An 18,479-nucleotide genomic window follows, 5' to 3' on the forward strand; every position below is an offset into this window, starting at 1 on the left:
CATGGACGCCTCCGTCGACTACATCGAGGCCAACCGCGACGCGCTCCTGAGCAACCAGGTCGCCATCTTCGAGCGCGACGAGGGGGACGGGGAACAGGAACGGAGAGGGACCGGGCGGCGGGCGCCCGATCCCTCCCCGAGGCGGAGGCTAGGCCTCCTGGTCCTCCCGGCGACGGCTGCGGGCGATCAGGAGCGAGCCGAGGCCGAGGGCGACAGCACCTCCCGAGAGCAGCAGCCAGGAGCCGGTCTCCACTCCGGTGGAGGGGAGACCGCCGGGGCCGGTCGGTGCGGTGATCGGCGCGGCCGTGGCGGTCGGTCCGGCCGTCGGCACGACGGTGGGCTCCGGGGTCGACGTGGGCTCGGGGCTCGCGGTCGGCTCGGGCGTCACGGTCGGCTCAGGCGTCGCCGTCGGCTCGGGGGTCGCGGTCGGCTCCGGTGAGCCGGTCGGCTCAGGCGTCGCCGTGGGCTCGGGAGTCGCGGTCGGCTCCGGCGAGCCGGTCGGCTCCGGCGTCGGCGTGGGCTCCGAAGTCCCCGGCAGCTCGACGGCGGCGCCCTCCGGCGCCACGGCGAGCAGCGCCCGGGCGACGTCGCTGAACGCTCCGACCGGGTGGTTGCGGAACACCGGCGAGGTGCCGAAGAGGAAGCCCTCGGTGCCCGACTCCGTCGAGAACGAGACGGCCGAGGCCTGCCCGGCCGCGTCGCTCCGGGACTGACCCTCGGAGTCGACCCAGTGCCCGGCGACGAACGTGCCGTCCTCCGAGTAGCTCTGCTCGACCGCGACCGACTCGTCGAAACCGGCGAACCACAGTGCCGGCGAGACGAACGCGGTGTCCTGCGGATAGTCGCCGAGGACTCCGCCGGCGGGCGTCTCGACCGAGACGACGCCGTTGGAGCCGCTGGTGCCGGTCTGCGCGGTCAGCTCGGCCAGGCCGAAGTCGGACACGAAGGCCGCTCCAGCGCCACCGCGGCCGACGACGTCGCCGCCCGCCGCGAGGAACTCCTCGACCACGGTGCGGCCCGCGGCCTGCTCCGGGGTGAAGGAGAGAGCGCGTCCCACGTAGAGCACGTCGGCGCCCTCGAGGGTCGCGGTGCCCGCGGTGAGCGCGGCCGCGTCGACGGCGACCGCGTCGGCGAAGCCGAGCTTGGCCAGCGCGTCGCGGTCCTCGTTCGTGCCGGAGTAGGCGACGCAGAGGGCGTCGAGCGCCTTCCCGTCCTCGGCGCGCACGCGATCGGCGGTGGTCGCCGTGAAGTCGACGCCGAAGACGGCGGCGGCTCCCTCGGCGGCCGCGAGCCCGGCGGCGTCGGCACGCAGGGCGATGGTGCCGTCCTCGAACTGCTCGAGGGCGACGCCGTCGGCCAGCAGCGCGTTGACGGCCTGGTACTCCAGGACGCCGCGCGGCTCGAAGGCGAGGTAGTCGGCGTCTGCCTGGACGGAGCCGATCGGAGCGACGGCGGTGACCGGCTCCAGGCCGACGGCCGGGAGGGCGTCGGTGGTGGAGCCGATCGCCTGCACGTCGGCGCCCCAGAGGAGCGAGAGGCTCCAGGCCGAGACGTCGTACATCTCGGGCACGCGGCTCGAGATGTCGCTGCCGTCGGCGAGGAGGACGTTGGCGAGGCCGCGGACCGACTGGTGCATGTCGACCAGGTAGGTGCCCGCGGGGTAGGAGACTCCTTCGACGCTCGTGGCGGCCGTGGTCCGCGACACCTCGACGCCGTGGGCGAGCAGCTGCGCGACGAGGGTCTCGGCGTCCGAGACGGAGCGCTGCGTGCCGTCGACGGGGATGACGTAGGCGCGCGGGTACTCGGTCGTGTAGACGTCGGTCTCGTCCCAGATCTCGGTCCACTCGGTCGGCACGCCCGCGGGCAGGTCGGCCGCGGAGACGTCGGCGGGGATCTCGACGGCGGGGGCGCCGGTGACGCCGCGCTCGAAGATGGCGACCTGGTTGCTCAGGAGCGCGTCGCGGTTGGCCTCGATGTAGTCGACGGAGGCGTCCATGACGATCCCGGCGACCTCGACGTCGATGTCCGCGTTGGCCTGGCCCTGGGCGATCTCCTCCGGAGTGCTGTTGGCCGTGCGGCCGAGCGGAAGCTCCACCGTGTTGGTGATCGCGCCCTGGAAGGCGACGTACTGCGGGGCGAAGATGGGGGGCCAGTCGTCCCAGCCCGCGCGGATGTCGCGGTAGGGGATGAGGATCTTCCCGGTGTTGTCCGTGGTGGCGCTGCCGTCCTCGGCGAGGTAGGTGTTGCCGGGCACGTCGGCCTCGACGACGCGGCGCTCGATCTCGAGCGCGGTCGCGTAGGCGTGCGGGAGGAAGAGGTCGTACTCGTAGTTCTCGCCGTGCGGCGGGCCGCAGGGCTCGACCTGGAGGATCCCGGTGTAGCCGTGGATGTCGATGAAGTACGTGGGCTGGAGCACGCTCGAGAGGTCGCGGATCACGGCCGCCTCGCTGGTGGCTCCGGTGATCATGTCGCGGTTCGGGTCGTAGCCCGCGGCGACGGCGCGCTGGCCGAGGGCGCGGCCGTCGGGGTTGTTGGTGACGGTGAAGTAGAGGCGGTTGCCCTCGAGCAGCGCCTCGGTCTCCGCGTCCTCGGCGGTGGCGACGCCCTCGATGTACTCGAGGATCGCGTCGCTGCCCTCCCACTCGTTGCCGTGGATGTTGCCGTTGAACCAGACCGGCACCTTGTAGCCGTCCATCAGCTCGGCGTCGGCGGCTGCGGCGGCGGGCTCGTACTTGAGCCGGTCGCGCCACTCGGCCTGCTGCGCCGTCTCGGCCTCGGTCTCGGGGGCGGTGACGGTGACCAGGTAGATGTCGCGGCCGAGGCCGGACTTCCCGACCACCTGGGTCGAGACCCGGTCGGAGCGGGCGGCGAGCGCGTTCAGCTGCGGCGCGATGGCGTCGTAGGGGGTGACTCCGCGCAGGAGCGAGGCGTCGGTCGGGTCGACGGGCACCTCGGTCAGCGGGGTCTGCTGCGGATAGCTGGTCGGCACCGCGATCGGAGCGGACGGCGGACGCACGATGTCCACGCGGGTGTAGTCGGCGGGTGCTGTCGTCGTGGCGGTCGCCGGCGGGGCGACCAGGAGGCCGCCGGCGGCGAGCGCGAGCGCGGCGCATCCGGAGGCGAGGGCGGTTCGAGATCTCAAGCGGAGTTCTTCCCTTGTCGAGGCGTGACGGAACGGATCGGGCCCCCGTCGGCGTCTGGATCTCCGAATCGGATGTGAACCCTCTCAGGAAGATAGAGGCTCCATGTTTCCGTCACGTGTCGGCCGGGTCACCTCCGCGAGATGCCTCTTCGGTACGCCTGGCCCGGCGACTCGAGTACCCGAGTGGCATCCGGCGGAAGGAGGAGGGAGGGCCCGGTCAGAGGAAGAGGGAGAGGACGAGCGTGGCGCCGAGCGCGAGGACGGAGGCGAGGGAGACGCCGACGGTCACGGACTTGAGGGCGCCGCGGACCGACTGGCCGAGGAAGCTCTGCAGCAGCCAGAAGGTGTTCGAGGTGACGTGGATGCAGAACAGCGCGCCGGAGCCCGCGGCGAGCGCGATCAGCAGAGGGTCGAGGCCGAGTGTCGCGGCGACCGGCGCGACGACTCCGGCCGCCGTGATCGCCGAGAGCGTGACCGAGCCGACCGCGATGTGCAGCACGGCCGCCATCACCCAGACGAGCAGCAGCGGCGCGGTCGCCGAGGTCGAGAAGTAGCCCTTCAGGATCTCGCCGAGGTCGCCCTGCGCGATCACCGCGGCGAGCGCCCCGCCGACGCCGGTGAGCAGGAAGATCTGCCCGCCGTCCTGGAAGCCCTTGGCGACGGCCTTCTCCATCCGCGCGGTTCCCACGGTGGACCGGCCGACCACTCCGGTGCCGATCACGGCGAGGAGGAGCGCGATGACGGGGTTCCCGAGGAACTGCAGCACCGGCAGCTCGATCCCGGAGACGGTGAGCACCGCCTGCGCGGCGATGAGCAGGAGGGCGAGGAGCATGGGCGCGAAGAGGAGCAGGAGCGGGCGCTCGCGGGCGGCGTGGGCGTCCTGCGCCTCGGCGGGACCCGCCGCGTCCTCGATGGACGAGCCGGACGAGCCGCCCGATGCCGCTCCGGCTCCGCTCGAGGACGCCCCGCCGCTCCCCCGCGCGCCGAACGACGGCAGCCGTCCGCCGTCCGCGGCCGACGCCGCCCCCACCGTCGCGAGCCCGGTCGTGTCGTCGCGCACGACCAGCTGCTCGTCGCGCGCCGGGTCCCAGAAGCCGAGGCGGAACGCGAGCGACATCAGCAGGATCGTGACCACGACCGTCGGCGCCACCACCGCGAACCCGCCGAGCATCATCACGCCCAGCGGCACTCCGAGCAGCCCCGCGAGCGCGACCGCGGCGAAGCCGGGCACCATCATCACGATGCCCGTCTCGAGCCCGACGGCGAAGGTCACGGCGACGATGCCGGTGCCCGCGCGCCCCAGCCGCGGCGCGATCCGGCGCGCGAGCGGGGCCGCGATCACGATCAGCGCGTCGACGAAGATCGTCTGCAGGTACGTGGCGAAGGACAGGCCCAGCGCGTAGGGGATCCCGCGGCGGCCGAAGACGCGCAGCAGGCCCTCGACGAGCCGGACGACGGCGCCCATCTCGTTGAGCATCGCGCCGATGAGCACGCCCCAGCCGATCAGGAGGCCAGCCTCCATCATCACCTCGCCGAAGCCGGTGGTCATCGTGGAGACGGTGTCGACGGGGCCGAGCCCGGTGAGCAGGCCGATCGCGGCGGCTCCCACGGCCAGCGCCAGCACCGGGTTGAACCGGAACCGCACGATCGCGACGACCACCACGACGATCACGAGGGCGACGACGCCCAGGGTGTACCACTCGGGCATGACGTCCTCCTCCGCCCGCGACTGCGCGTGCCGTCACACCCTAGGGGACCGCCGCGCACCCCCTCGCCCCCGCCGGGCACGGGGCCCTAGCGTGGTCGCATGGCACTGACGCTCCCCGAGCCCCGACTCCCCTCCCTCCTCGACTCCCCCGTCCTGCGCTGGGGGGTGATCGCGCCCGGCTCGATCGCCGGCTCGTTCGTCGAGGCGCTCCAGAAGCACACCCGGCAGCGCGTGGTCTCGGTCGGCTCCCGCTCGCTCGAGCGCGCGGAGCGGTTCGCGAGCCGGTTCGGGATCGAGCGGGCCTCGGCCGGCTACGAGGCCGTGGTCGAGGATCCGGAGGTCGACGTGGTCTACATCGCCTCCCCGCACTCGGAGCACGCGCGCCAGGCGCTGCTCGCCATCGCCGCGGGCAAGCACATCCTGGTCGAGAAGCCGTTCGCGCCGACCCCGGGCGAGGCCGAGATGATCGTGCACGCCGCGCGCGACGCCGGAGTCTTCGCGATGGAGGCGATGTGGATGCGCTACCTGCCGCACATGGACGTCGTGCGGCAGCTGCTCGCCGACGGGGCGGTCGGCGCGCCGGCCGTCGTCTCGGCCGACTTCGGCGCCGCCTTCGACTTCGACCCCTCCAGCCGGATCTTCGACCCGGCGCTCGCGGGGGGCGGCCTGCTGGACGTCGGCGTCTACGCCTCCTCCTTCGTCTCGATGGTGGCCGGCACCCCGCAGAGCACCGTCGTCGCCGGCAGCATGAGCTCGACCGGCGTCGACGCGACCGCGACGATCGTCGGCAGCCACGCGCACGGGGTGCAGTCGGTGGCCACCTCGACAGTGCTGGCCGACACCCGCCACGCGGCGAGCGTCGCGGGGCGGGCGGGGCGGATCGACGTGCACCCGTCGTTCTGGAGGCCGGGCGGCGTGACGCTCACCCGCGGCTCCGAGAGCGGGTCGTGGATCGACGAGACGCCGCTCCAGGGCGGCGAGGGCCTCGCCTGGGAGGCGCTGCACGTCGCGCAGTACGTGACGGAGGGGCGCACCGAGTCGCCGCTGCACCCGCTCGACGAGGTGGTCGCCGTGGTGCGGACCCTCGACGACGCGCGCCGCCGACTGGGCGTCTCGGTCTAGGGCGGGCGGCGGGAGACCGCCGTCCCTGCCCTCAGCCCGCCGGCAGCTCGACGCGGAAGCTCGTCCGCCCCGGCTCGGACGCGACGAGGACGCGCCCGCCGTGGGCGTCGACGACCGCCGCCACGATCGCCAGCCCCAGCCCCGTCGATCCGGTCGTGCGCGCTCGGGAGGAGTCGCCGCGGGCGAAGCGCTCGAACAGCACCGGTACCAGCTCCGGCGCGATGCCCGGGCCGGAGTCGGTGACCGTGACGACCGCGATCGGCCGCCCCTCCGACACCTCCTCGGCGAGCGCCGCCACGACCCGGGTGCCGGGGGGCGTGTGCACGGTCGCGTTCCGCAGCAGATTGGCGACCACCTGGTGCAGCCGGAAGCCGTCGCCGCGGATCTCGATCGGCTCCTCGGGGAGCTCGAGGTCCCATTCGTGGTCGGGCCCCGCGGCGTGCGCGTCCGAGAGCGCCTCGATCACGAGCAGCGTCAGGTCGACGGGCTCCTTCTCGAGGTCGCGGCCCTCGTCGAGGCGGGCGAGCAGGAGGAGGTCCTCGACCAGCGAGGTCATCCGGGTGGCGGCGGACTCGATCCGATCGAGGGAGTAGGCCGCCGACTCCGGCAGCTCGGTCCCGCCGCGCCGGGGCAGCTCCGCGTAGCCGCGGATCGCCGCGAGGGGGGTCCGCAGCTCGTGCGAGGCGTCGGCGACGAACTGCCGCACCTTGTCCTCGCTCGCCTGCCGCGACTCCAGGGCACCGGTGACGTGGTCGAGCATGCGGTTGAAGGCGGCGCCGACGCGGCCGACCTCGGTGCGGGTGTCGGCGTCCTCCTCCGGGACCCGCTCGACCAGCTCGACGGCGCCGCGGTCCAGCGGCAGCTCGGCCACGCGGGTCGCCGTCGCCTCCACCCGCTCCAGGGGCCGCAGGGCCACGCGGATGATCGCGGTGGCGACGAGGGCGACCAGCAGCATCGCCAGCAGCACCACCACGACGACCACCCAGGTGAGGGAGGCGAGCGTCTCGGCGACCTCGCCCAGGGGGACGCCGACGACGACGACGGAGCCCTCGACCGCCGCCGCGCGCACGCGGTAGGTCCCGAGGCTCCCGGGCAGCTCGATGGTCGCCTCCTCGCCCCCCGCGGCGACGGCCGCCGCGAGCACCGAGTCGGCCGGGTCCGAGAACTGCCGGCAGACCCCGTCGGCGTCGACGTAGGCGCCGATGAAGGAGCCGTCCGAGCCCTGGACGGCGGTGATGGTGCTGAGGTTCTGGCTCGGGCCGCCGCCGAAGGATCCGCTGGGGCAGGTCGTGGCCTGCTCGATCGCGCTCGACCCGCCGAAGCGGCTCGGCCCGTCGAAGTCCTGGAGGCGCGTGACCGATTGGCTGAGCGACGCGTCCGTGCTGCCGTAGAGGATCGAGCGCGCGGAGAGCACGCTGACCGCTCCCACGACGCCCGCCGTCACCGCGACGAGCGCGACCACGGCGACGACCATCCGCCGCCGCAGAGTCCACGGCGCGCGCCGGCCCCGGCGGGAGCTGCGGAGGGCGGAGCGGGTCGCGAAGTCGCCGAGCGACGGGCGGCCGGTGCGGCTCACTGGTCGGCGGGCTTCAGGAGGTAGCCGGCGCCGCGCACGGTGTGGATCATCGGCGATCGGCCGGCGTCGATCTTCTTGCGCAGGTACGAGATGTAGATCTCGACCACGCTCGACTTGCCGCCGAAGTCGTACGACCAGACCCGGTCGAGGATCTGGGCCTTGCTGAGCACGCGGCGCGGATTGCGCATCAGGAAGCGCAGCAGCTCGAACTCGGTGGCGGTCAGCTCGATCTCGTCGCCGCCCCGGCGGACCTCGTGGCTGTCCTCGTTCAGCACGAGGTCCCCCACGACGACCTCGGGGTCGTCCGCGTCGTTGGCGAGCAGGGTGCTGCGGCGGATGAGACCGCGCATCCGGGCGACCAGCTCCTCGAGGGAGAAGGGCTTGGTGACGTAGTCGTCGCCGCCGGCGGTGAGCCCGGCGATCCGGTCGTCGAGCGCGTCCTTCGCGGTGAGGAAGAGGACCGGGGTCTCGCTGCCGTCCGCGCGGACCCGCTGCAGGACCTGGAGGCCGTCGATGTCGGGGAGCATCACGTCGAGCACGATCACGTCGGGCCGGAACTCGCGGGTGATCGTGATCGCGGCGCGGCCCTCGGCGGCGGTGCGCACCTCCCAGCCCTCGTAGCGCAGCGCCATCTGGAGCAGATCGGTGAGGGTGCTCTCGTCGTCGACGACGAGGACGCGGATCGGCGTCCCGTCGGCCCGCTTGAGGCGGGTGCGCTGCGCGGGGGCGAGGTGCTTCGAGGGGGCCGGGGTGCTCATGACTCCAGTATCGGGAGTTCCCTATGGATCGGCTATGACCGGCCGATGCCGTCGCTGTGCGCTCCCGATGCGTCCTCCGCGGGATCGGCGTCGAGCTCCTCCGGAGCGATCGCCGCGGTGCGCGCATAGCCGCGGACCCGCCGGTCGATGAAGGTCGCCGCCCAGAGCAGGACGCCGATCACGAGCAGCACCCCCGCGATCCCGTACTGGGCCGTGTCGCGTCCCGAGGTGATCGGCAGCACCAGGTAGACGCAGGCGATCGTGCCCAGCACCGGCAGCACGGTGGGGGTCCGGAAGTGACGGTGCTCGACCGGCTGCCGCCGCAGGACCAGCACGGAGACGTTGACGACGGCGAAGACCGCCAGCAGGAGGAGCGACGTGGTCCCGCCCAGGAGCACCGCGATGGGGTCGGAGGGGTCGCGCGACACGTAGGCGGTGAGGAGCAGGGCGATCACCGTCGTGAAGAGGATCGCGGCCCACGGCGTGCGCCGTCCGCGCAGCACGTTCTGCAGGAACGGTGGCAGCACGCCCTGGCGGCTCATCCCGTAGAGCAGGCGGCTGGCCATCATCATGTTGATCAGCGCGCTGTTGGCCACGGCGAAGAGCGAGATGAAGGGCAGGAGCGTCGAGATCGGGAAGTCGGGCGCCGCGGCCTCGACGACCGTGACGAGCGGAGTGTCGTTGCCGGCCAGCTCCCCCACGGGGACGATCGCGACGGCGAGCGTGGATACGAGCACGTAGACCACGGCGGTGATGCCGAGACCCGTGAGCATCACGCGCGGGAAGATGCGGCTGGGCTCCTTCGTCTCCTCCGCCATGTTCACGGAGTCCTCGAATCCGACCATCGCGAAGAACGCCAGCGAGGTCGCGGTGCTCACCGCGAGCAGCAGCGACTTGTCCTCCGGTGCCTCGAACGCGACCACCCGGGAGAAGTCGGCCTGCCCGCCGAACACCGCGAAGAAGCACACGAAGATCACCAGCAGCAGGCCCGAGAGCTCGATCAGGGTGAGCACCACGTTCAGCCCGACGCTCTCGGCGACACCGCGCAGGTTCACCAGGGCGATGCAGACCATGAACACCAGCGCGATGCTCAGCCGCGTCCCCGCGCCGTCCCCGAGCCCGAAGCCGATCGCGAAGTTGCTCGCGAAGGCGCCCGAGGCGGCGGAGGCCGAGGTGATGCCGCTCGCCATCACGGTGAAGCAGACGAGGAACGTGACGAAGTGGATCCCGAACGCCTTGTGCGCGTAGAGCGCGGCGCCCGCCGCCTGCGGGTACTTCGTCACCAGCTCCAGGTAGGAGCAGGCGGTGAGCGTGGCGACGACGAACGCGATCACGAAGGGGAGCCACGCGGCCCCGCCCACCTCGGCCGCGACCTGCCCGGTGAGGGCGTAGATCCCGGTCCCGAGGATGTCGCCGACCACGAACAGCAGCAGCAGCTTGGGGCCGAGCACCCGCTTGAGCTCGGGCGGGGCGGACGTCTCTCTCGTGGCGGTCATCGTCGGCCCCTCCCGTTGCGGATGAGCGCGAGCCTACGACCGCGGGCACCGCCCCGGGAAGAGCGGGCGCCCGGGGAGCAGGAGCGCGCCGGAAGGAGCGGCTGCGCTCATCGGGTGCCCATAGCCGACAGCGAAGGTCCGGAGAGGAGGTCTCCCTACGGTCGAGGAAGCCGAGCGATCCCGTGCCCGGCCCCTCTCGGAAGGACCCCGTGTTCGCCATCTACCTCCGGCGCGAGCTCACCCACCGGCGACGGCAGACGATGATCGTCGCCGCTGGACTGGCGCTCGCCATCGCCCTCGTCATCCTCGTCACCTCCTTCGCCGCCGGCGTCCGCACCGCGCAGGCATCGGTCCTCGGATCCGTCTACGGAGTGGGCACCGACATCACCGTCACCCGGGCCGCCGCCGCACCCGCCGACGATTCCGGCGGCGGGCAGCGCTTCGACTTCGGCTCGGAGGACGGCACCACCGACGACGGCACCACCTCTGTCAGCCGCTCCCTGCTGCAAGCAGACCGCGGCACCGCGACCTTCGACTCCTCCGCCGTGCAGACCGCACTCGGCGTCGACGACGTGCGGACCGCCATCGGCGTGCTCGCGCTGACCAGCACGACCTTCTCGGGCGAGCTGCCCGGGCGGACGCAGACCGGCACGGACGACGCCGCCGCACCGACGGATCAAGACGGGGCCGGCGCTCCCCCGGCGGGCGGACCCGACGGCGCAGGGGGCTCGTCGTTCGGCGTCGACTCGTTCTCGGTGCTCGGACTCGACCCCTCCGGCTCCGCGATCGGCCCGCTGGCCGACGTCGCGCTCACCGACGGCCGCACGCTCACGGCCGAGGACGCCGGGCAGGACGTGGTGGTCGTCGACTCCGCGTACGCCATCACGGCCGGGCTCTCGGTCGGATCGACGCTCGCGATCGGCGGCACGGACTTCGCCGTGGTCGGCATCGTCACCTCGGACTCGACCGAGGCGAGCAGCGCCTCCGACACCTACGTCCCGCTCGACGTGGCGCAGACGCTCTCCGGGCAGGCCGGGATGATCTCGTCCGTGTACGTGCAGGCCGCGTCGGCAAACGACATCTCCGCGATCCAGGCCGCGCTGCAGGCCGCCCTGCCGGACACGACGGTCGCCACCCAGGCCGACCTCGCCTCCACCGTCTCGGGCTCGCTCTCGACGGCGGGCGAGCTCGTCGCCGACCTCGGCACGTGGCTCTCGCTGCTGGTGCTGGCGGCCGCGTTCCTGATCGCGATCCTCTTCACGGTCTCCGGGGTCGCCCGCCGCACCCGCGAGTTCGGCACGCTGAAGGCCATCGGCTGGAGCGACGGCGCGATCGTCCGCCAGGTGGCGGGCGAGTCCGTGGTGCAGGGTCTCCTCGGTGGCGCGGCCGGCATGCTGCTGGGGCTCATCGGAGTGGCGATCGTCAACGCCGTCGGGCCGACCCTGTCGGGCTCGACGGCCACGGCTCAGGCCGCCGGACCCGGGGGCTTCGGCGGGCCCGGAGCACAGCGGGCCGTTGCGACCACCGCCGACGTGGTCCTCTCCCTACCGGTCACCGTGCCGGTGATCCTGCTCGCCGTCGGTCTCGCCGTGCTCGGCGGACTCCTCGCCGGGGCCTTCGGCGGCTGGCGGGCCGCCCGCCTGCGCCCCGCCGCGGCGCTGCGCTCCGCCTCCTGATCCGCCACCGCTCCGTCCCCCTCTCGAAAGGACCACTTGTGTACACCCTCACCGACGTCAGCAAGCGCTACGACACCGCGAGAACCGCGGTCACCGCGCTCGCGGACGTGACCCTGACCATCCCCGACGGCCAGATGGTGGCCGTCCAGGGGCCGACCGGCGGGGGCAAATCGACCCTGCTTCAGCTGCTCGGCGCCCTCGACCGGCCGACCTCCGGCACCGTCCTCCTCGACGACCGGGAGCTCTCCTCCGCGGGGAACGGCGTCCTGGCGTCCGTGCGCGCGACGGAGGTGGGGATCGTCTTCCAGAGCTTCAACCTGATCCCGACGCTCACCGCGCTCGAGAACGTCGAGACCGCTCTCGCCCCGCAGAGGATCCGCGCCGGCGAGCGCGCCGAGCGGGCCCGAGCGGCCCTCGTCTCGGTCGGCCTGGGCGACCGGGTCGACCACCTGCCCGCTGAGCTCTCCGGCGGCCAGCAGCAGCGCGTCGCGATCGCCCGCGCGCTCGTCAAGGATCCGCGCGTGCTCCTGGCCGACGAGCCGACCGGCGCCCTCGACGAGGGCACCCGCGACGAGATCATGCTGCTGCTCGAGGAGCTGTGGCGGGAGCGCGGGCTGACGCTGGTCATCGTCACCCACGACTCCGCCGTCGCCCGCCGCGCGCAGCGCTGCCTGCACCTCGCCGGCGGGAGGCTGCGCGAGGCCGGCTGACCGGATGCTGCCACGGCCGGAGCCTGCCCGTGCGTTGGGCGGGCCCCCGACCCTCCGCCCCGCGCGGGGCCGGGGGGTCCGCCGCATGTCCGGATGCTGCCGTGCCCGGATGCTGATCTGGTGCCGCCGACGGCCCTCCGCGAGGCTCGGAGGACCACGACGAGAGGACGGACCATGACCGCCACTGCACCCGCCGCCACCCCGCACCTCCGCCCCGTCGCCGCCGGAGGCGCCCTCGCCTGGGCCGCGCTGGCCGCGCTGCTCCTGCTCGGGGAGCCGCACCCCGCGGCTGTCCTCGTGCTCGTGCTCGCGGCCGCCGCCGCGACCTCGCTGAGCGTCGTCGCCGTCGCCCGCCGGCAGCCCCCCGCCCGCCGCACCGGCGTCGTGATCGGTCTCCTCGCCCCCCTCCTCGCGAACGCCGGTCTCACTCCGCTCGCCGCGCTGGTCGGCCCGGCCGTGTTCGGAGCGGTGGCGCTGGTCCTCGCCGGTGAGCTCGCCGTCGTCGCGGTTCTCGCGCGGCGGCGCTGAATGCGCGCCTCCTACACTCGGGAGGGTCGGGAGAACGGGGGGGCCGCCGGTGCTGAGCGAGAACGCGATCGCGCTGTACCTGCACGCGTCCGTGCGCGGAGACTGGTCGCTCGAGAGCGCGTCGGACGAGCTCGGCGTCACCGTCGACGGCCTCCGCGAGGCGCGCGACGAGCTGATCGGGCTCCGGCTGCTCGCTCCGCTGCACGCGGGGGCGGAGTCGCTCGCCACGGCCGCACCGGACATCGCCCTGGCCGAGCTGATCGCCGACGACGAGCGGCGCCTCCTCGAGCTGCAGACCGGGATCACCCGCCGCCGCAGCGAGCTGATGGCCCTCGTCCCCGCGTACCGGAGCGCCCGCAGCGCCCTCGCCGCCGCGGAGCAGGTGGAGGTGATCGAGGACCCGGCGACCGTCCTCCGGCTGCTCCTCGACCTGCAGCGCGGAGCCTCGGAGGAGGTGCTGATCGCCGCTCCCGGCACCAGCAGCGTGGAGCGGCACGAGGCGAGCGACGCCGTCGACCGCGAGCTGCTCGGGCGCGGCATCGCGAGGCGGACGCTGTACCACGACCGCCGCCGCGACAACACGGCCCTCCGGCGCTCGGTCGCGGAGCTCGAGCCGCTGGGCGCGCGGTTCCGGACCCTCCCGGTGCTGCCCTTCCGGCTGGTGGTCTTCGACCGCTCCCTCGCGATCGTCGCCCGCTCCCGCGACGAGGACGACCGCGCCGCCCTGGTCGTCCGCTCCCCCGAGCTCGCGGCGACCGTGGCGCGCGTGTTCGACGCGGCGTGGGAGTTCGCAGCGCCCCTGCACGCGGCAGGTGCCGAGGAGGAGCCCTCCCTCTCCGCGGTGCAGCGGTCGATCCTGCAGGGCCTCGCCGCCGGGCTCACCGACGAGGCGCTCGCGGCACGGCTGGACCTCAGCGTGCGCACCTGCCGTCGGCACATCGCCGGTCTCTTCGAGCTGCTCGGCGCCGAGAGCCGCTTCCAGGCCGGCGTGCTCGCGGCCCGGCGGGGCTGGCTGCCGGTCCGACCGCGCTGACTCAGGCCGTCGGCGAGCTCAGCGCCGCTGTGCCGGGCGCCGTCCGTCGGGGGCCCGCTCAGCCCGCGTGCGCTCCGAGGAACGCGAGCGCCCGCGGCCAGGCGTCGGTCGCCGCCTCGGCCTGGTAGGTCTGCTCGTTCGCGTCGTTGAAGAAGGCGTGGCCCGCTCCCGGGTAGACGACGACCTCGACGTCCTTGCCCTCGGTCGCCTCGCGGATGCGCGGCACCTGCTCGACGAGGGGAGCGTCCTGATCGCCCAGGAACGCCAGCACCGGCACCTGCAGCGCGGCGAGGTCCTCCGCGGACGCGGTGACGTGCCCGTAGAACGGCACGGCAGCGGCCAGCCGCGGCTCGGCCAGCGCGAGCGCCCACGAGAAGGTGCCGCCGTAGCAAAACCCGGTGACGGAGACGCTGGTCGCACCCTCCTGGCGCAGCAGCCGCTCGACGAGGGCGCGGAGGATCGCGACGGTGCGCGTCGCGTGCTCCGGAGTGAAGACGGGGGCGAAGAAGGTGCGCAGCTCGACCTGGCGCGGCAGGCGCCGCACGGGGTGGTCGTAGTCGGCGCGCTGCTCCTCGTCGAGCTGCTCGAGCAGGCCGCTGTCGGCCAGGAGCTCGGGCGCGACGACGCTGTAGCCCTCGGCCGCGTAGCGGTCCGCGACCGAGCGGATGTGCCCGTCGACGCCCCAGACCTCGTGGATCAGGATCAGCGCCCGGCCGCCCTCACCGCTGCGGTACACCGGTACGTCGTGCTCGGCCAGGGTCCAGGTCTCATCGCTCGTGGGCATGGTCGCACCCTAGCCCCGGACCCCGGGAGTACGCGTCTTCAGAAGTCGTACTCGCAGTTGCGGAGGTTCGCCACGTCCTCGGTGAGCGTCGGCTCCCCGCCGAGCAGGAACGCGTAGTTCTTCGAGTTGGAGGCCAGGAAGCGCAGCGTCGAGTCGTGCACGCAGTCGCGCTCGGTCAGCAGCACGGACGAGCCCAGCGCCGCCGCCGTCGTCGCTCCCGAGAGGGCGTCGGCGAAGGAGGACCCCGCGGCGAGGAAGACGCTGTCCTGCAGCAGCGACTGGGGGTAGGCGCTGTTCAGCTCCACGCTGGTCTCGTAGCGGTCGCGGCCGGCGATCCTCGAGACCGAGGGGGCGAGGCCGCGACGCGCGAAGTCCGCCACGTACGCGTCCCGGATCGAGGGGTCGCCGCCGAGGAACTCCACGTGCTCCGGCGCCAGGTCGCGCACCGCGGTCTCGGTCGCGGAGTCGGCGCCCGAGGTCGCACCGTCGACCAGCAGCACGGGCTGCGCCCGCCAGCCGGCGATCGGCGCGGCCGACAGGGCGTCGGGGAAGTTCGTGCCGGTCGCGACGAACATGTTCGAGTAGGGGCCGGTGCCGAAGGCGTCCGCGACGATCCGGCGGGAGGTGTCGTAGCGGTCCGTCCCGCCGATGCGCTCGGTGCCGCCGACGATCGAGCGGATCGCGGAGAGGACCCCGGGGCTCACGCTCAGCTCGCTGCCGACGACCACGACCCGCTCCGGGCGGAGGCGGCGGATCTCGTCGGAGACGACCCGAGGCAGGCGGTCGGGATCGGTGAGCAGGAGCGCGCCTCCGAGGGCGGCGGCGGCCGGGCCGGCGCTCAGCGCATCCGGCCAGTTCGCCCCGCTGGCCACGTAGAGCACCGGGATGCCCGGGGAGAAGTAGCCCGTCGCCTCCACCGAGGTCGCGTAGCGGTCCGATCCGGCGAGGCGGCCGGTGTACTGCTGGTAGTCGCTGCTCAGCGAGAGGTCGATCCCGGCGGCCGATCCGCCCACCGGGACGCGCACGTCGCCCGCGTCGCCCGAGCGGAGGACGTGGTCCCAGTAGCTGTCGTCGATCACGTCGTCGCGGCTCGACGCCCGGACGAGGTAGTCGCCGGGGACGACCTGCTGGAACGAGTACGGGTTGTCGCCGCCCGTGATCACGTCGAGCTCGCCGGTGCGGAAGTAGCCGTCGGTTCCCGGGTCGCGGTACCAGATGTCGACGCGCTGGTCGCCCGCGACGCCGCTCAGGCGTCCCTCGAGCGACCCCAGCCGTGCGGTGCGCAGCTGCACGCCGGCCGCCGGGGCCTGGAGCGGCTCGGCGCTGCGGGCGACGGCGCTGCCGCCGGACCAGAGGTCGGCGTACAGGTCGGCGTTGTCCTTGATCAGCAGGTAGTAGGTCTGCCCGGCGGTGAGCCCGTCGATGCTGAAGGTGAGGTCGCCGGCGACGGAGTGGTTCCCGAGGAGCCCCGCCTCGCTCGACCAGACCTCGACGTTCAGGAGGGCGCCGCGGGGAGTGGTGGTCGCGATCGAGCCGTCGGCCTCCTCGACCACGACACGGCCGCTGATCGACGCCGCAGCGCTCGCACGGGCGGCGCTCGGCGCCTCGTCCGGCACGGCGGGCAGGGGGGACTCGGCGCTGGGCTGCCAGAGCGGCTGCCCCTCGGGGAGCACGATCGAGCGGGGCGCGTCGGAGGCGGCGCCGAATGCGGCGACGGGGGCGGCCGACGGCGCGGCCGCCGATGCGGCGGAGGCGAGCGGGCTGGAGGTGATCGCCAGGGCGGCGACGAGGACCGCGGAGGCGGCGGACCTCAGAACGAGCGGGGACACGGCGGAGTGCCTGCTTCCAGGAGGAGGTCGCCCTGCGGCCGACCCGGCGGAGGGGATCGCGCTCATGCTAGCGGCGGCCCGCGCCCCGTCGTCCTCCCCGATCAGGGGTCAGGAGACAGGCGGCGCGACGAGGATGTCGTCCCACTCCAGAGCGCGCTCGAACCGGAAGCCGTGCCGCTCGTAGAGGCGGCGGGCGTCGCTGCGCTTCAGCACGTCGAGCCGGAAGGGCAGACCCGGCCGCGCCTCCTCCGCCATCACCCGACGCAGGACGGCGCCGCCGACTCCGCGTCCCTGTGCGTGCGGCGCCAGGTAGAAGTGCTCGATCCAGACCGCGTCCGGCTCGACCCGCGCGGCGATGCTCCCGGCGAAGGCGCCGTCGAGCTCGATCACCCGGGTGAGCTCGGGCCGGTAGCCGTCGAGGAAGCGGTGCCGCACGCGGTGCTCGTCGTAGCGGTCGAGCGTCTCGAGCGACGGGCGCATGACGACCGCGCGCAGCTCGGCGATCGCTGCCGCGTCCTCCGAGGTCGCGGGGCGGAGCGACCAGTCGGCGTCGTCGACCACGGTCAGCGGCCGCGGGGCTTGCGGGTGCGCCGCACCGCCGGCGCGGACGCCGTGGCGCGGGCCGGCTTCTTCTTGCCGCCGCCGGCCCTCTCCGCCTTCTCGCGCGCCTCCCGGGCCTTCGCCTTGGCGGCCTTCGCCCGCGACTCGACCTTCGGCGTCGCGGCGGTGCCGCGCGTGGTGTTCGCGCTGCGGCCGCGGACGACTCCGATGAAGTCCTCGACGTCGTCGCCCTTGTCGTCCGTCACCCAGGCGAGGCGGACGGAGGAGGGAGCGACGCCGGTCACCGGCACTGCGGTCACGTCCTTGCGGCTGTGCACGCGCGCCACCGACTGCGGCACGATCAGAACGCCCACGCCGGCCGCGACCTGCTCGACCGCGTCGTCGAGGCCGGCCATGCGCGGCAGCGGGCGCCGCGAGCCGTCCGCGATCTCCTCGGCGACCGCGGCCCACTCGGGCACGTCCTCCGGGTCCTGGAGGAGGTGCTCGCCGGCCAGCTCCGCGACGTCGAGCTCCTCCGCGGCGGCCAGGACGTGCTCGCGGCCGACGACGGCGACGGGCTGCTCGTCGTAGAGGTGGATGGAGCTGAGGGCGGAGGAGGAGACGTCGCCGCGGACGAACGACAGCTGCGCGCGGCCGTCGAGCAGCGCCTGCTCCTGATCGCGCTCGGCGACGACGGTGATGCGCAGCGGGAGATCGGAGCGGCGCTGGCCCCAGACGCGGGTCCACTTGGTGGGGGTGACGCCGGGCACGAGGGCGACGGCGAGCACGGGGCCGGCGGGGACGGCGTCCTCGGCGGCGGAGTCGGCGTCGTCGGAGTCGGCGGCGTCGTCGACATCGCTGTCCCCGGCGTCGCTGTCCTCGGCGTCGAGGTCGGCGGAGTCGAGGTGGTCGGAGTCGAGGTCGTCGGAGTCGCCGTCCTCGGAGGCGCCGTCCGTGTCGTCCGACTCGGGTCCGGCTCCGGCGCCGACCGCACCCGATCCGGCCGACGCGTCGTCCGCCGCCGCGTCCGCCTCGCCCTCCGGACGCCCCTCCGCCTCGGGAGCCGCCTGCGGGTCGACGGTCTCGGGCTGCTCGCTCATCCCCTCAGGGTAGGTGGTCCGCGCCGCGCCGGTAGGGTTGCCGCATGGCCAAGGCGACACAGACGATGAAGGCTGCGACCGCGGCGAAGAAGCTGCAGGTCTACCTGCCCGCGACCCCGGAGGAGTTCCAGGAGTCGGCGATCACGCGCGAGCAGTACGACGAGCTCGCCGCGAACCCGCCCGCCTGGCTCGTGCAGCTGCGCGAGGAGGGGCCGCACCCCCGCTCCGTCATCGCCTCCCGGCTGAACGTCTCCATCTCGGGGCTCGCCCGCGGCGGCGTCACCGAGGCGCTGACCACTCCCGAGATCCAGGCCCTGCTCGACGAGGTCCCCGAGTGGCTCCGCGTCGAGCAGAACCGCTACGCGGAGGTCCGCCGCGAGCAGGCCCGCATCAAGTCCGAGCGCGCCGCCAAGGCCGCCGACTGACCCCACCCCCGCCTGCAGGACCCCGATCCGGCGCGGGCGACGTGGCCTGCGG

At 73.8% G+C, this 18,479-nt stretch carries 15 protein-coding genes; 6 read left to right on the forward strand and 9 right to left on the reverse strand.

Annotated features, from left to right (window positions below; translation table 11 throughout):
- Positions 1-148 precede the first annotated feature (148 nt).
- Both C5C27_RS03450 and C5C27_RS03455 read right to left on the reverse strand, forming a co-directional pair.
- Entirely contained in the window at positions 149-3,142 is a 2,994-nt protein-coding gene (locus C5C27_RS03450) for a M14 family zinc carboxypeptidase (RefSeq protein ID WP_104313636.1), read from the reverse strand.
- A 217-nt stretch (positions 3,143-3,359) separates the two neighbouring features.
- Entirely contained in the window at positions 3,360-4,850 is a 1,491-nt protein-coding gene (locus tag C5C27_RS03455) for a GntP family permease (RefSeq protein WP_104313637.1), read from the reverse strand.
- Between the two features lie 99 nt (positions 4,851-4,949).
- Between C5C27_RS03455 and C5C27_RS03460 the strand changes: the two genes are divergently transcribed.
- Positions 4,950-5,972, forward strand: a complete 1,023-nt coding sequence (locus C5C27_RS03460) for a Gfo/Idh/MocA family protein (protein WP_104313638.1) — start codon at positions 4,950-4,952, stop codon at positions 5,970-5,972.
- Between the two features lie 31 nt (positions 5,973-6,003).
- Here C5C27_RS03460 and C5C27_RS03465 read toward each other — a convergent pair whose 3' ends face one another.
- From C5C27_RS03465 to C5C27_RS03475, 3 genes are read right to left on the reverse strand one after another with little or no spacing between them, the layout of a single operon-like run.
- Positions 6,004-7,548, reverse strand: a complete 1,545-nt coding sequence (locus tag C5C27_RS03465) for a cell wall metabolism sensor histidine kinase WalK (RefSeq protein WP_219812137.1) — start codon at positions 7,546-7,548, stop codon at positions 6,004-6,006.
- The gene (locus C5C27_RS03470) at positions 7,545-8,306 is read right to left on the reverse strand and encodes a response regulator transcription factor (RefSeq protein ID WP_104223650.1); all 762 of its coding nucleotides are present in this window, start codon (positions 8,304-8,306) and stop codon (positions 7,545-7,547) included. The genes C5C27_RS03465 and C5C27_RS03470 overlap by 4 nt, the downstream gene beginning before the upstream one ends.
- A gap of 32 nt (positions 8,307-8,338) precedes the next feature.
- A complete protein-coding gene (locus C5C27_RS03475; protein WP_104247764.1) occupies positions 8,339-9,802 on the reverse strand; it encodes an APC family permease in 1,464 nt (487 codons plus the stop codon).
- 209 nt (positions 9,803-10,011) lie between these two features.
- Between C5C27_RS03475 and C5C27_RS03480 the strand changes: the two genes are divergently transcribed.
- From C5C27_RS03480 to C5C27_RS18480, 4 genes are all read left to right on the forward strand, one after another.
- Complete coding sequence (locus C5C27_RS03480; RefSeq protein ID WP_104313639.1) at positions 10,012-11,478, forward strand: FtsX-like permease family protein; 1,467 nt, start codon at positions 10,012-10,014, stop codon at positions 11,476-11,478.
- A 38-nt stretch (positions 11,479-11,516) separates the two neighbouring features.
- Positions 11,517-12,188: an ABC transporter ATP-binding protein gene (locus C5C27_RS03485; protein WP_104238274.1), complete on the forward strand. Its 672-nt coding sequence runs from the start codon at positions 11,517-11,519 to the stop codon at positions 12,186-12,188.
- A gap of 174 nt (positions 12,189-12,362) precedes the next feature.
- Positions 12,363-12,716 (forward strand): hypothetical protein, encoded by a 354-nt coding sequence (locus C5C27_RS03490; protein WP_104238275.1) that lies wholly within the window; start codon positions 12,363-12,365, stop codon positions 12,714-12,716.
- Positions 12,717-12,765: 49 nt separating this feature from the next.
- A complete protein-coding gene (locus C5C27_RS18480) occupies positions 12,766-13,749 on the forward strand; it encodes a helix-turn-helix transcriptional regulator (RefSeq protein ID WP_104313640.1) in 984 nt (327 codons plus the stop codon).
- A 58-nt stretch (positions 13,750-13,807) separates the two neighbouring features.
- On the opposite strand, the gene C5C27_RS03500 is transcribed toward C5C27_RS18480, so the two are convergent.
- The 4 genes from C5C27_RS03500 to C5C27_RS03515 form a co-directional block, all read right to left on the reverse strand.
- Complete coding sequence (locus C5C27_RS03500) at positions 13,808-14,533, reverse strand: dienelactone hydrolase family protein (protein WP_104238277.1); 726 nt, start codon at positions 14,531-14,533, stop codon at positions 13,808-13,810.
- A 38-nt stretch (positions 14,534-14,571) separates the two neighbouring features.
- Entirely contained in the window at positions 14,572-16,362 is a 1,791-nt protein-coding gene (locus tag C5C27_RS03505; RefSeq protein WP_104313641.1) for a cell wall-binding repeat-containing protein, read from the reverse strand.
- A gap of 108 nt (positions 16,363-16,470) precedes the next feature.
- A complete protein-coding gene (locus tag C5C27_RS03510; protein WP_258066487.1) occupies positions 16,471-16,923 on the reverse strand; it encodes a GNAT family N-acetyltransferase in 453 nt (150 codons plus the stop codon).
- Between the two features lie 2 nt (positions 16,924-16,925).
- A complete protein-coding gene (locus tag C5C27_RS03515) occupies positions 16,926-18,002 on the reverse strand; it encodes a LysR substrate-binding domain-containing protein (RefSeq protein WP_104313642.1) in 1,077 nt (358 codons plus the stop codon).
- 44 nt (positions 18,003-18,046) lie between these two features.
- Here C5C27_RS03515 and C5C27_RS03520 point away from each other — a divergent pair, with 44 nt between their 5' ends.
- Entirely contained in the window at positions 18,047-18,427 is a 381-nt protein-coding gene (locus tag C5C27_RS03520) for a DUF5997 family protein (protein WP_104223641.1), read from the forward strand.
- Positions 18,428-18,479: the final 52 nt, after the last annotated feature.

The sequence above is a fragment of the Rathayibacter sp. AY2B7 genome (assembly GCF_002931635.1).
Taxonomy (GTDB): Bacteria; Actinomycetota; Actinomycetes; order Actinomycetales; family Microbacteriaceae; genus Rathayibacter.